This is a genomic window from Streptomyces sp. NPDC059785 (genome assembly GCF_042732375.1).
Taxonomy (GTDB): Bacteria; Actinomycetota; Actinomycetes; order Streptomycetales; family Streptomycetaceae; genus Streptomyces.
Window position 1 is genome coordinate 1 of the sequence record NZ_JBHWHV010000053.1, and the last position, 13,171, is coordinate 13,171.

The window sequence follows — 13,171 nt, forward strand, 5'->3', positions numbered from 1 at the left end:
GCGGTCCTCGCTGCCGAGCCGGCTCCCGTTCGTTCACTCGATGCCGCTGCGCTCCACGCCCGCCACGATCCACCGCTGGAAGCAGAGGAAGACCACCAGCAGCGGCACGATCGACACGGCGGCCGCGATGAACAGTTCGTGCAGCCGGACCACTTGCGAGGTGGTGAAGGAGGACAGGGCGACCTGGACGGTCCAGGCGTTCTGGTCCTGCCCGATCACCAGCGGCCACAGGAACGAGTTCCACGCCCCGATGAAGACGATCGTGGAGACGGCGGCCAGGACGGGGCGGGCGTTCGGCACGACGACCAGCCAGTACGTGCGCCAGTAGCCGAGCCCGTCGACCTGGGCGGCGTCCTCCAGCTCCTTCGGGAAGCCCAGGAAGTACTGCCGGAAGATGAAGCAGGCGAAGGCCGAGAACAGGGTCGGCACGATCAGCCCGCGCAGGGTGGAGATCCAGCCCAGCGACGACACGAACACGAAGCTGGGCACGAAGGTGACGGCGGCCGGGACCATCAGGGTGCCGAGGATGGCGTAGAAGACCTTGTTGGCGTGCCGGTAGGGGATGCGCGCCAGGCCGTAGCCCGCGAGGGAGGCGAGGAGGACCGTGCCGAGGGTGGTGGCGACGGCGATGAGCGCGGAGTTGAGCAGGGAGCGGGCGAAGGGGACGGACGTGTCCGCGAAGAGTTCGCGGACGTTGCCCCACCGGACCTCGGCGGGGAAGAAGGTCCACTCGGGCGAGGTGATGTCCTGCTCGCTGGACAGGCCGTTGCGGACGAGGAGATAGAACGGGATCAGGAAGAGCAGGGCGAGCGCGATCAGCAGGACGAGCCGCACCGCCCGTCCGGCCCGCACCAGTGCGTCACCGCCGTCCCTGCCGCTATGCATCGGCGTCCGTCCTTCCCAGTCGCAGCCAGCGTGCCTGTCCGACCGTCACCACCGCGATGATCAGCGCGAGGACGACCGCGCCCGCGCTGCCGATCCCGAGGTTCTGCCCCTCCCCCAGGGCGGTGTAGTAGAGGTAGACCAGGGGCGGGCGGGCGTAGGGCGGGTAGCCGCGGGCGTTGGAGAGCAGGTTGTAGAACTCGTCGAAGGCCTGGAAGGCGTTGATGACGAGGAGCAGGATCACGGCGACCGAGGTGGCGCGCAGTTGGGGCAGCGTGATGTGGCGCAGCACCGGCCACCCGGGCCGGGCCCCGTCCACCGCGGCGGCCTCGTACAGCACGGGGTCGATGCGCTGGAGGCCGGCGAGGAAGAGCACCATGTAGAAGCCGGCCTGGAGCCAGAGCCGTACGGTGACGATCACCAGCCAGTACCAGGGCGGGTCGGTCGTCGCCAGCCAGGCCACCGGGTCGGCGCCGAACCAGTCGAGGACGGTGTTGGCGAGCCCGAACCGCACCCCGTTGAACATGGACATCTTCCAGATCAGCGCGGCCACGACGTAGCTGCACGCGGCCGGCAGGAAGAACACCGACCGGAAGAACGCCTGCGCCCGGCGCAGCCTGTTCACCATCAGCGCGAGCGCGAGGGAGAAGACGTAGGTCGTGGGCACGATGAACGCGGTGAACAGGGCGAAGGTGCCCAGACTGCTGAGGAACGCGTCGTCCGACAGCACCGCCGTGTAGTTGTCCAGGCCGACGAAGTCGGTGGGCGTGACGGTGTTGCGGGCGTCGAAGAAGCTGAGGCCGACGCTCCACAGCAGCGGGACGTACGTGAACAGCGCGATGCCGGCCGCGAAGGGGCCGACGAAGGCCCAGAACCACAGGGTCCTGCGCCGGGTGCGGCCGCGCGCTTGGCTGCGGCTCACATCGGGGGTGCCGGTCACGCGGCCTTCCGCACCCGGTCGAGCTCGGCCGACACCTTGCGTACGGCCTTCTTCAGCTCGCTCTCCGGGTTCGCACCGTCCTTGATGATCCGGTTCAGCGCGTCCTGGTACGTGGTCTGGTTGGCCGGGGTCCACAGCAGGGGCTGGGCGTAGCCGTGCTCGGTGGTGAAGCGGACCGCGTCGGCGGCGGCGCCCTTCTTCAGCTTCGCGGCCTTCTTCGCCAGGGAGACGCGGGCGGGGATGTGGAAGCCGTAGGAGAGGGCGAAGTCCTCCTGGTAGTCGGTGCGTTCGATCCACAGCCACTTCACGTAGTCCTTGGCCACGTCCTGGTGCGCGCTGCGGGCGCTCACGGCGGCACCGTAGGCGCCGACCGGCACGGAGGGCCGGCCCGAGCTGCCGTCCTTGGGGAAGGGCAGGACGCCGAAGTCGTCGCCGAGTTCCTTCTGCACCTGGGGCAGCGCCCACAGGCCCGACCACTGCATGGCGGTCAGGCCCTGGAGGAAGGCTGAGGGGTCCGACCAGTCGGCGGGGGCGCCGAGCAGGAGGGACTTGTCGGCGTAGAGCTGGTGGAGCTTGCCGAGGGTGCGGGCGGCGGCGGGATCGTCGAAGCCCACCTTGCCGTCGTCGGTGACGAGTCGCAGTCCGGCGGCGTACAGCGGGGTGCCGCCGAGGACGCCCGCGCCGCCGTCGTTGCCGAGGAAGAGGCCCTTGACCTTGCTGGTGGTCAGCTTCTTCGCGGCGTCCACGAGTGCGTCGAGCGTGGTCGGCGGTGTCACGCCCGCGTCCGACAGCAGGCTCTTGCGGTAGTAGAGCATCTGCATGTCGATGACCTGCGGGACGCCCCAGATCCTCCCGTCGTACGTCTTCGGTTCGAGGACCGCCGGGTTGAAGTCGTCCTTGACGTCCGCGAGCAGGTCGGTCAGGTCGACGACCTGCTTGCCCTGGATCTGGTCGAGGCTGGGGCTGCCCTCGAAGACGTCCGGCCCCGAGTCGGTGAGCAGGGCGGCGGCGGTCTGCCGGTCGTAGTCGCCGGGCCGCCACTGCACGCTGATGTCGGCCTTGCCGTAGGCGGCGGCGTACCGCTTGACGGCCTGTTCCGTGCCCGTCTCCCCGTACTGGTGATACCACTGCGACAGTCGGGGTCCCGACTTGCCTCCGCCGTCACCGCGTCCGGTGTTCGACCCGCATGCGGTGAGCAGTCCCGTCGCGGCGCCCGCGGTGAGCAGGGCTCTGCGGCTCATGGCCATGTGCAGCTCCTGACGCAATCCATCGACGTACGACCTGATGCCCGATGATTCAGCATGAGGCACGATTGCGAAAGCGACGTTGCGGCATGGCCGGCTTCCGAGAGGTGGCCGCGCCACCCGGTGGGCGGCGCGGCCGTGATGGGGATGTCAGGCCCAGGGGGTGGTCACGACCCAGCTCGTGTCGTCGGACCAGGAGGTGGCGCTGTCCCAGGCGTTGGAGCCGCCCTGACTGGCGACGTAGGCGCCGTAGTTGTAGTGGCGGACGAAATCACTGGGGTAGTTGGCGGAGCGCAGCGAGATGCCCTGGCCGTTGTGCCCGGTCTGGGGGCAGAAGGTGGCGTCCAGCCTGGACAGGGCGCTGCTGTCGATGGTGTCCACGCGCAGCCGGTAGTCGTAGTGGCGCAGGTACTGTCCCGGTCTGTCGGCGGACTCGAAGGACAGGCACGAGGCGTCGCCGAGGCCCGCGCGCACGATCCAGGTGGCCGCGGCCCGGTCGGCGGCCGCGCTGGACGAGGTGGTCGCGGCGATGACGGCGCCCGTGTCGGCGCTGTTGTGCCGCAGGTACTGGCCGGTGCAGCAGGAGGTGGTGGCCCGCAGGGAGATCCTGGACCCCACGGCGGGGCTGCCCGTGACGGCGGAGGTGGCGTATCCGGCCGCGTTGATGTTGGCCTGTACGGCGTTCTCGGTCGCGTCCGACGGGTAGCCGGACGTCATCACGCCCTCGTAGAAGGTGCCGGCGGAGCTGTTGCTGTTGTCGCCGCCGATGCCGAGGAGGATGGCGCCCTCCTTCTTCATCGGGTTGTAGCCCGAGGCGTTGGGGCGCGTGCCGTCGTAGTAGGTGGACAGGCCGCCCGACTGGGCGTTGCCGCCCCGGATCGCCCAGTGGTTGGGGCCGCCCTTGACGACGGCGGTGAGGAACCGGTGGCTGACGCTGGGGTCGTTGGCGTTGTAGCCGGTGTTGACACCGGAGAACAGGCCGTTCTCGAGGTCGGCCATGATCCAGGGGCCGTTGCCGGTGCCGTAGCCCCAGGTCTTGCTGTTGCCGAAGTAGATGGTCTCCATGGTGCCGTTGCCGTTGTCCCGGCTGTTGGTCTCGGCGTTGCCGTAGTCGAAGCAGCAGCCGCTGTTGTAGTGGGTGCCGTCGAGCAGGGCGTACATGCCTTCCGGCTGGTCGCCGGTGGCGATGCCGCTGGTGCTGTTGTCGCGGTATCCGGTGCCGGGCGCGACGAAGACGCCGTACGCCTTGTGGCCGCCCACGGTGACCGGCGCGGCGGAGGCCTCGGCGAGGTTGTCGTACCCGCCCGCGGCCGGGCCGTTGAAGCCGCCGGGCGGCGCCTGGGTGAGGTGGTTGCCGCGGCCGGACTGGTCGTAGATGACGGTGATCAGGCAGCTCGTGCCGGCGCAGAACGAGTCCTGCGAGGCGGCGTCGGCGTAGCCGCCCGCGCTGAGCACACCGATGTCCCGCGTCGTACCGTCGGAGGCGCGTTTGACCTGGTACAGGCGGCTGTTGTACGCGGAGTACAGGGCGCGGGTCGTGCTGTGCGCGGCCACACAGGGCGTACCGCCGGTGGCGTACAGGTCACAGGGCAGCGTGCCGGCGGCCACGGCGCTGCTTCCGGCGACGGTCTGGCCGCCGAGCACGGCCGTGACCAAGGCCAGGACACATGCCAGCACGGAAAGCGGACTGGCCCGTCTCACGCGGGCCTGGGTCACGGACATGGGTGGCCTCCTGGGGATGACTGGCCGGCGGCGTCCCACCGCCGGGGCACGGACGAACCGGAAAGAGGCGCGAGTATGCATCATGACCATGACAACCCAATGTCCGATTCATGGAACGGTGAAGTCTGCTGTGCGCGTCCAGGACCGCCAGGGCGCTCCGACGTCCGCGATGTCGAACGTCGGTCGCGATGACGGACGATTCCCGATGATAGGAAGTACCCGAAGGGTGTCAACACACGCCGCGTGTCCGATACTTCGACCACAGAAGCCGCAGGTCGGACGCGCGTCGGTGCGGAGGAACCGAGCGCTCTCGGCGTGCGGCGCCGGTCGGCCGCCGCGCGTCCCGCCGCCGGACGGACCGGCGGCGGAACGGCACGCTCACGGCTTGCGGGCCACGCCGCCGTAGAAGCCGGCCTCGGCGTCGGTGATCCCGGCCAGCGGCTGGTCCGGCTCCGGGTGCCAGCGGTGCGTCACGGCCAGTCCTGGCTCCAGCAGCTCCAGCCCGTCGAAGAACCGGGTGATCCGCTCCCCCGAGCGGAGCTGGATCGGGATACCCGCCCGGACGTACACGTCCTGCGTACGGGCCATGCCCTCCGGGTCGAAGTCCGTCGTGCCGTGGCTGAGCACGAGGAAACTCCCCGACGGCAGCGCGTCGACCAGTTCCCGCACTATCTCGTACGCGCCGTGCTCGTCGGGCACGAAGTGCATCAGGGCGCACAGGCTCAGCGCGATGGGCTGCTCGAAGTCGAGGGTCGACCGGGCCTCTTCGGAGCCCAGGACGGCCTTCGGCTCGCGCACGTCCGCCTGCACGTAGGCGACCCGGCCCTCGGGGGTACCGTGCAGCAGCGCCCGCGCGTGCGTCAGCACGATCGGGTCGTTGTCGGCGTAGACCACCCGGCTCTCCGGGGCCTGCGCCTGCGCGACCTGGTGCAGGTTCGGCTCGGTCGGCACGCCCGTGCCGATGTCGAGGAACTGCCGCACCCCGTGGTCGCGGGCCAGCACGCGCACGGCCCGGTGCATGAACATCCGGTTGGCGCGGGCGAAGGTGCGCGCGTCCGGGGTGTGTCCGAGCACCTGCTCGGCCGCCTCGGCGTCCACCGGGTAGTGGTCCTTGCCGCCGAGGTAGTAGTCGTACATGCGGGCCGGGTGCGGCTTGCTGGTGTCGATGGGCGCCGGTCCCGGAGCTGAATCAGCCAACATCGTCTTCTCCTTGCCTGTGCGTGACGGGCCGTCGCCCGGGAACTCGTGGCGGCGCACGGCAAGCTGGCCGGGCAACGGCTCACTCCACCGCCGTGACATCGCGCACACCGGCATCGTAGTGGGTGTAAAGACACACTCGGCACACGGCTACGTCCGCGGCGTCCCGGCTCAACCGCCGGACGGGATACGCCTGTTCCGCGTCACGCCGACTCGCGCACCACCAGTTCGGGCCGGAAGACGACCGAGGTCGCCTCCGTGCGTACGCCGTGGATGTGCTCGTCGAGCAGGCGGGCCATCTCCGCCGCCATCTCCTCGACCGGCTGGCGGACGGTGGTCAGCCGGGGCCGGCAGGCGACAGCGGCACTGGAGTCGTCGAAGCCGACGACCGCGACGTCCTCGGGCACCCGGCGCCCGCGCTCGCGCAGCACCTGGCAGACGCCCCGGGCCATCAGGTCGTTGGCCGCGAAGACGCCGTCCGTGCCGGGGTGGCGGTCCAGCAGCTCGGACATGGCCGCGATGCCGCTGTCGAGGGTGAAGCCGCCCTCGGCGACCGGAATGTGCGGGTGACCGTGCCGGGCGAGCGTGTCGCGGAACCCGGCCAGCCGCTCCCGGCTCGCCGCCACGTCCAGGGGGCCGCAGACCGTGGCGGGCCGGCGGCAGCCGCGCGCGAGCAGGTGCCCGGCGGCGAGGGCCGCTCCGTCCCGGTGGGCCAGATCCACGTGGCTGAGCGGGAGCGGGCGGGGCGGACGGGCGAAGAGCACCGCGGGGAGCCGGGCCTCGGCAAGGAGGGCGGGCAGCGGGTCCTCGGCGTGGGTGGAGATCACGAGGGCGCCGTCGGCGCGCCCCTGGCGCAGATAGGTCAGCACCTCCTCGCGGTCCTCGGCGGACTCGGCGAACATCAGCACCGGGTGCAGCGAGCGGGGGCGCAGATAGCCGACGACGCCGCCGACCACCCGGCCGAAGAAGGGGTCGGCGAACATCCGTGCCGCGAAGGCGTTCTGGCCCGCGTCCGTGGTGTCCCCGGCGCCGGACACCACCAGGGCGATGGTCTCGGCCCGCCGGGTCACCAGGGAACGGGCGGCCCGGTTGGGCGCGTATCCCGTCCGTTCGATGGCCCGGCGGACCGTGTCCTGTATCCCCGGATCGACGTTGCGGATGCCGTTGACGACCCGGGACACGGTGGCCCGCGAGACACCGGCCTCGCGGGCGACGTCCTCCAGCGTCGGGGCCCGTCTGCTCATGGCAGGCACCCTAACGGACCGGCGGATCACGCAATAGAGCGCTCTCCGGCGGCGAACCGGCCGCCACACCTCCGCCAGGAGCCGTCAGAAGCTCTCAGCAGCTCTCAGCAAGTTTCAGGCGTAGACGCCGAACTCGTACAGCGAGTAGCCCCAGCCGGTGCCACGCGCCGTGCCATTGACCCGTACGTAGCGGCCCGTCCCAGTGACGTCGAAGTCGTCGACGCCGCCATTGCCGTCGGACACGGTGTGCACGGTCTGCCAGTTCCGGCCGTCGTCGGAGGTCTGGACGGTGTACTCCTTCGCGTACGACGCCTCCCACAGGAGCTGGACGTGCCGGAACGTGGTACGGGTGCCCAGGTCGACCTGGAGCCACTGCGGGTCGCTCCAGTCGCCGGCCCAGCGGGTCGCCGGGCTCCCGTCGACCGCGTTGTCGGCGGTGCAGGGGCAGTCGCCGTAACTCGCCTGGTAGGACGAGGCGGTGGCCGGTTTCCCCTGGGCCAGATTGCTGCCCGGCGGTACGGGCGGGACGACTCTGACCGAGCGGGTCTCGACGCCGACGTTGCCCCGGCCGTCGGTCGCCTTGACGTACATCTTCCAGACGCCGGGGCGGTCGGGTGCGGTGACCTTGAGCCGGCCGCCGCCGAGGTCGGTGAAGGGCAGCGAGGCCAGGTTCTTGCTCTGGTCGAGGTACATGCTGTTGGCGAGGACCTCGTAGGAGATGCGGTCGCCGTCCGGATCGGCGGCCTGCGCCGACAGGACGAGATCGCGTCCGGCCTGCACCTTGGCCGCGTCGCCCTCCACGGTCGGAGCGGAGATGACGGGCGGTGTGTTGTCGTGCGCGGTGTCCCCGCCGTACGCCTTCTTCACGGCGTAGTACGACAGGCGCTTCTGGCCGGCGGGCAGCAGGTTGAACCAGATACCCCCGAAGTCGTACTCGGTGCCGTAGTGGAACATCGTGGCGCCGAGCGCGACGCCCTGGTGTCCGGTGACGCAGTTCCAGGCGCGGGTGTAGCCGTCGGCCTTGGCCCGGTCGGAGGGTTCGAGGGGTACGCCGTTGGCGTCGTCGGGGACCTCCCACTCGCCGGCCGGACCGGTCTCGGTGACGATGTAGGGCTTGGTGTAACCACCCTGCTGCCAGGCGGACTTGATGTCGCAGACCCCGTTGTAGGAGTTCACGGCGTACAGGTCGAGGTCGGGCGCGTTCTCCTTGTAGTAGGGCCAGGCGCCGACCCAGGCGTCCGTCGACGTGACCGGGTGGTTCGGGTCGACGGCGTGGATCTTCTTGGTGATGTCGTTGACGAGGGTGGTGTAGGCGTCGCGCTGCCGCTCCAGCTCGTCGCCGCTGTAGCAGTTCTGGAGCCCGAGCACCGACTCGTTCCCGACGTCCCACATCAGGACGCCGGGGTTGTCCTTGTAGGTCTGGACCCACTTGGGGAACTCGTCGAGCATCTGGTTCTTGTAGGCGGTGTCGGTCGAATAGTTGACGCAGCCGCCGCTGCCGGGGCCGCCGCCGGGCTGGAGCCAGAACCCCGCGACGACCTTGATGCCGTGGGCGGCCGCGGAGTCGAAGAGCGGTTTGCTGCTGGCGTCGGTGCCCCAGGTGCGGATCGTGTTGACGCCCATGGACCGAAGGTCCGGCAGGTACTTCTCGGCGTCCGCGACACTCGGACCCCATGTCAGCCCCTTGACCTGGTACGGCTGCCCGTCCACCGTCAGTTGCCAGGCACCCTGGCCCCCGGTGACCTTGACGACGCTGCCCGCGGCGTGGGCCTGGGCGGCGGGCAGGGCGGTGAGGGCGCCGACGGCCAGGACACCGGCGGTGAGGGGTGCCGCGGCGCGGCGCATGCGGGTGCTTGATCGTGGCCTCGTCACTGCGGCTCCTCAGGGCAGTTCGTAGTTCGCGTCGAGTGCGGCGCCCGCCTCGGGATGGGTCTCGTCGTAGCCGCGCGCGTCGCACTGCAACCCGCCGACGACGCAGTGGCCGACCAGCGCCTGGAGGGTGGGAGCGTCCCAGGCGTTGAAGAAGTCGTAGTGGAAGCTGTGGCCCGTGCCGCTGGACAGCCGCACCTTCGACATGTCGCCGTTGACGGGGAAGGCCATCTTGAACTCGATCATCGGCAGCGCCACCGGATGATCGGCCGGGCACATGTTGTCGTTGGTGCCGGGCTTCACCACGGGGTAGGCCATGTGGCTCTTGTGGTCCGGGGTGTCGAGGTACTTGCCGTCCCAGCAACTGGGCGCCTGGAAGCGGATGTTGAGCTGGACGTCGGGCCTGCTGGGACAGGTCGCCGGGAACTCGGTGTTGAAGAAGCTGTCGCCGCACTCCCAGCCCTCGACGAAGCCGGGGTGGTGCCGGAACTCGTCGGCGCTCTGCATCGGGCTGCCGACGACGAACCGCAGGCCCTTGGGGAAGGGCCGGACGCTGGTGTAGTCGGTGACGCCGGCCTTGTAGTAGATGACCTGCGGGCCGACGGGGCGGATCGGCTGATCGCCGTTGTAGAGGGTGGGCATCCAGTAGCCGGACAGGTCGCCCGGAGCCTTGCAGGCGGTACCGCCCGCCACCAGCGAGGACGTCGTGCTGTAGGCGTCGGTCGTCGTGTTGCCCATGAACGTGTGGTCGTGGGACTTGCCCGCCTGCTGCGGATAGACGATGGGGTCGTCCGGCCTGGTGCGGGTGACCGAGCAGTTCGCCTGGAACTCGTGGAAGTAGCGGTGGGGCGGGTTCTGGGTGGACGGTGTCGCGCCGGTGACGGGCGGATTCGCGGGGATGTAGCCGTCGCCGTCGGGGTCCTCCGGCGAGCTGTCGGTCGAGGCGGCCATCGCGTGGCCCGAGTGGGTGGCCGCGAACGCCCCGGCCGCGGCGGAGCCGGGGGCGGGCGGCCCCGCGCTGGTGGCGACGGAGCCGAGAACGGTCGAGGTCAGCAGGAGCGCGCCGGTGATCAGCGTGGCTGACAGGCCTTTCGATCTCCGTGACATGGAGACCTCCTCCTGGGGGGTGGGGGTGTGGGGGATGGCGCCCGGGAACACGGGAGAGCGCTCTCCCGCCGAGGAGTGTTGAGGGCATGTCATCAAGATGTCAAGGGATACGGCAGAAGCGGGCCCGGAAAGATTTCAAGTTCCGAAGGCTTGCCGAGACTCAGACCTCATTAGTTAAATCAAGACGTGAACTAAGCGCCGTCGCGGGGATCTTGGCCAGTCGTCCCGTCTGCCGACGGCGGCCTGTCGCGCACTCCTTTTGCAACGCACCGCTCTTCTCGCAACGCACCCGCTCTTCTCCCAGCACACCCGCTCCATCCCCAACGCACCCGTTCCCTTCTCCAACGCACCCGCAGGGACCTCCATGAGACTCAGATCCTTGGGCGTCACGCTCGCCGCGATGGCGGCGCTGCTCGCCCTACCCGTCCCCGGTTCGGCCGCCGCGGCCGAATCCCCGCTGTCCCAGGGCAGAACGGCGACGTCGTCCTCCGAGGAGAACGCCGGCACGGCGGCCGCCGGCGCCGTCGACGGCGACACCGGCACCCGCTGGTCGTCGGCCGCGAGCGACCCGCAGTGGCTCCAGGTCGACCTCGGCGCCACGGCCTCGATCACCAAGGTCGTCCTCGACTGGGAGGCCGCCTACGGCAAGGACTACAAGATCCAGGCCTCCGCCGACGGCAGCACCTGGACCGACCTCAAGTCCGTGACCGGGGGCGACGGCGGCACAGACACCCTCGACGTCTCGGGCCAGGGTCGCTACGTCAGGATGTACGGCATCCACCGCGGCACCCAGTACGGCTACTCCCTCTGGGAGTTCCAGGTCTTCGGCACCTCCGGCACCACCGCGCCCTCCTGCGACACGGCGAACGCCGCGAAGGGCAGGTCCGCCTCGGCCTCCTCCACGGAGAACGCGGGCACCCCCGCCTCCGCCGCCTTCGACGGGGACACCGGCACCCGCTGGTCGTCCGCCGCGAGCGACCCGCAGTGGGTGCAGGTCGACCTCGGCTCGGTCAAGGACCTGTGCAAGGTCGACCTGACCTGGGAGACCGCCTACGCCAAGGAGTTCACGATCCAGGCGTCCGCGGACGGCCAGAGCTGGACCACCCTCAAGAGCGTCACCGGCGCGAGCGGGGGCACGGCCTCCTACGACGTCAGCGGCTCCGGCCGGTACGTCCGCATCCACGGCACCGTCCGCGCCACGGGCTACGGCTACTCCCTGTGGGAGGTCGCCGTGCACACCGGCACCGGCGGCTCCACTCCCCCGGTCCAGGGCGGCGGCGACCTGGGCTCCAACGTCATCGTCGTCGACCCCTCCACGCCGAACCTCCAGCAGAAGTTCGACGACGTCTTCGCCAAGCAGGAGTCCAGCCAGTTCGGCACCGGCCGCTACCAGTTCCTGCTGAAGCCCGGCACCTACAACGGGATCAACGCCCAGCTCGGCTTCTACACCTCGGTCTCCGGGCTCGGCCTCAACCCCGACTCCACGCAGATCAACGGTGACATCACCGTCGACGCGGGATGGTTCAACGGCAACGCCACGCAGAACTTCTGGCGCTCGGCGGAGAACCTCGCCATCAAGCCCGTCAACGGCACCGACCGCTGGGCCGTGGCGCAGGCGGCACCCTTCCGCCGCATCCACGTACAGGGCGGCCTCAACCTCGCGCCCAACGGCTACGGCTGGGCCTCCGGCGGCTACATCGCCGACTCGAAGATCGACGGCACGGTGGGCCCGTACTCCCAGCAGCAGTGGTACACGCGCGACAGTTCGGTCGGCGGCTGGACCAACGGCGTGTGGAACATGACCTTCACCGGTGTCCAGGGCGCCCCGGCCACCAACTTCGACTCCGGCCCGTACACCACGCTCGACACGACGCCCGTCTCCCGCGAGAAGCCCTTCCTCTACCTGGACGGCAGCACCTACAACGTGTTCGTGCCCGCCAAGCGCACCAACGCGCGCGGCGTCTCCTGGCCCGCCAACGCGGGCACCTCGATCCCGCTGGACCAGTTCTACGTGGTCAAGCCGGGCGCCACCGCCGCCACCATCAACCAGGCGCTGTCCCAGGGACTCAACCTCCTGTTCACGCCCGGTGTCTACCACCTCGACCAGACCATCGACGTGACCCACGCCAACACGGTGGTGCTCGGTCTCGGCCTGGCCACGCTGGTACCGGACAACGGCATCGACGCCATGCACGTGGCCGATGTCGACGGCGTACGGCTGGCCGGCTTCCTCATCGACGCCGGGCGCGCCAACTCCGACACCCTGCTGCGCATCGGGCAGCCGGGCGCCGCCGCCGACCACTCGGCGAACCCGACCACCATGCAGGACGTGTTCGTCCGCATCGGCGGCGCGGGGCCGGGCCTCGCCACCAACTCCGTCGTCGTCAACAGCGACGACGTGGTCATCGACCACACCTGGATCTGGCGCGCCGACCACGGCGAAGGCGTCGGCTGGGACACCAACCGCGCCGACTACGGTCTGCGCGTCAACGGCGACGACGTCCTGGCCACCGGACTGTTCGTGGAGCACTTCAACAAGTACGACGTCCTGTGGAGCGGCGAGCGGGGCCGCACGATCTTCTTCCAGAACGAGAAGGCGTACGACGTCCCGAACGCGGCCGCCGTCACCCATGACGGCATCGTCGGATACGCGGCCTACAAGGTCGCCGACTCCGTGACCCAGCACGAGGCGTGGGGGCTCGGCAGCTACTGCAACTTCACCGCCGATTCCTCGATCGTCCAGGCGCACGGCTTCCAGGTCCCGGTCACCGCCGGGGTGAAGCTGCACGACATCCTGGTGATCTCCCTGGGTGGCAAGGGCCAGTACGCCCACGTCGTCAACAACACCGGCGCGCCGACCTCCGGGACGGACACGGTGCCGTCGAAGGTGACGTCGTTCCCGTGACCGACGGGACGGACCTCACCGTGCACGGCTGACACTTGCTGCCGGGGCCGTATCCCGCGGT

At 70.0% G+C, this 13,171-nt stretch carries 9 protein-coding genes; 1 reads left to right on the forward strand and 8 read right to left on the reverse strand.

Features of this window, described 5'->3' with window-relative positions; genetic code table 11:
• Positions 1–33: 33 nt before the first annotated feature.
• The 8 genes from ACFV6E_RS31960 to ACFV6E_RS31995 all read right to left on the reverse strand — a co-directional run bounded on the left by ACFV6E_RS31960 (position 34) and on the right by ACFV6E_RS31995 (position 10,205).
• The gene (locus tag ACFV6E_RS31960) at positions 34–885 is read right to left on the reverse strand and encodes a carbohydrate ABC transporter permease (RefSeq protein ID WP_385466359.1); all 852 of its coding nucleotides are present in this window, start codon (positions 883–885) and stop codon (positions 34–36) included.
• The gene (locus tag ACFV6E_RS31965) at positions 878–1,822 is read right to left on the reverse strand and encodes a carbohydrate ABC transporter permease (RefSeq protein WP_385466362.1); all 945 of its coding nucleotides are present in this window, start codon (positions 1,820–1,822) and stop codon (positions 878–880) included. The genes ACFV6E_RS31960 and ACFV6E_RS31965 overlap by 8 nt, the downstream gene beginning before the upstream one ends.
• The gene (locus tag ACFV6E_RS31970) at positions 1,819–3,069 is read right to left on the reverse strand and encodes an ABC transporter substrate-binding protein (RefSeq protein ID WP_385175312.1); all 1,251 of its coding nucleotides are present in this window, start codon (positions 3,067–3,069) and stop codon (positions 1,819–1,821) included. Before ACFV6E_RS31970 ends, ACFV6E_RS31965 begins: the two co-directional genes overlap by 4 nt.
• 147 nt (positions 3,070–3,216) lie before the next feature.
• On the reverse strand, positions 3,217–4,788 hold the full coding sequence (locus ACFV6E_RS31975; protein WP_385175315.1) for an alpha-L-arabinofuranosidase B: 1,572 nt from the start codon (positions 4,786–4,788) through the stop codon (positions 3,217–3,219).
• A 378-nt stretch (positions 4,789–5,166) separates the two neighbouring features.
• Entirely contained in the window at positions 5,167–5,988 is an 822-nt protein-coding gene (locus ACFV6E_RS31980) for an SAM-dependent methyltransferase (protein ID WP_385175318.1), read from the reverse strand.
• 200 nt (positions 5,989–6,188) lie between these two features.
• Positions 6,189–7,229 carry a LacI family DNA-binding transcriptional regulator gene (locus ACFV6E_RS31985; RefSeq protein ID WP_385175321.1) on the reverse strand — a complete coding sequence of 347 codons (1,041 nt, stop codon included), beginning with the start codon at positions 7,227–7,229 and terminating at the stop codon, positions 6,189–6,191.
• 114 nt (positions 7,230–7,343) lie between these two features.
• Positions 7,344–9,074, reverse strand: a complete 1,731-nt coding sequence (locus ACFV6E_RS31990; RefSeq protein ID WP_385175332.1) for a discoidin domain-containing protein — start codon at positions 9,072–9,074, stop codon at positions 7,344–7,346.
• Positions 9,075–9,110: 36 nt separating this feature from the next.
• Positions 9,111–10,205, reverse strand: coding sequence for a DUF1996 domain-containing protein (locus tag ACFV6E_RS31995; RefSeq protein ID WP_385175324.1), 1,095 nt, complete (start codon positions 10,203–10,205; stop codon positions 9,111–9,113).
• A 364-nt stretch (positions 10,206–10,569) separates the two neighbouring features.
• On the opposite strand from ACFV6E_RS31995, the gene ACFV6E_RS32000 reads away from it, so the two are divergent.
• Positions 10,570–13,110 (forward strand): discoidin domain-containing protein, encoded by a 2,541-nt coding sequence (locus tag ACFV6E_RS32000; protein ID WP_385175327.1) that lies wholly within the window; start codon positions 10,570–10,572, stop codon positions 13,108–13,110.
• Positions 13,111–13,171 lie beyond the last annotated feature (61 nt).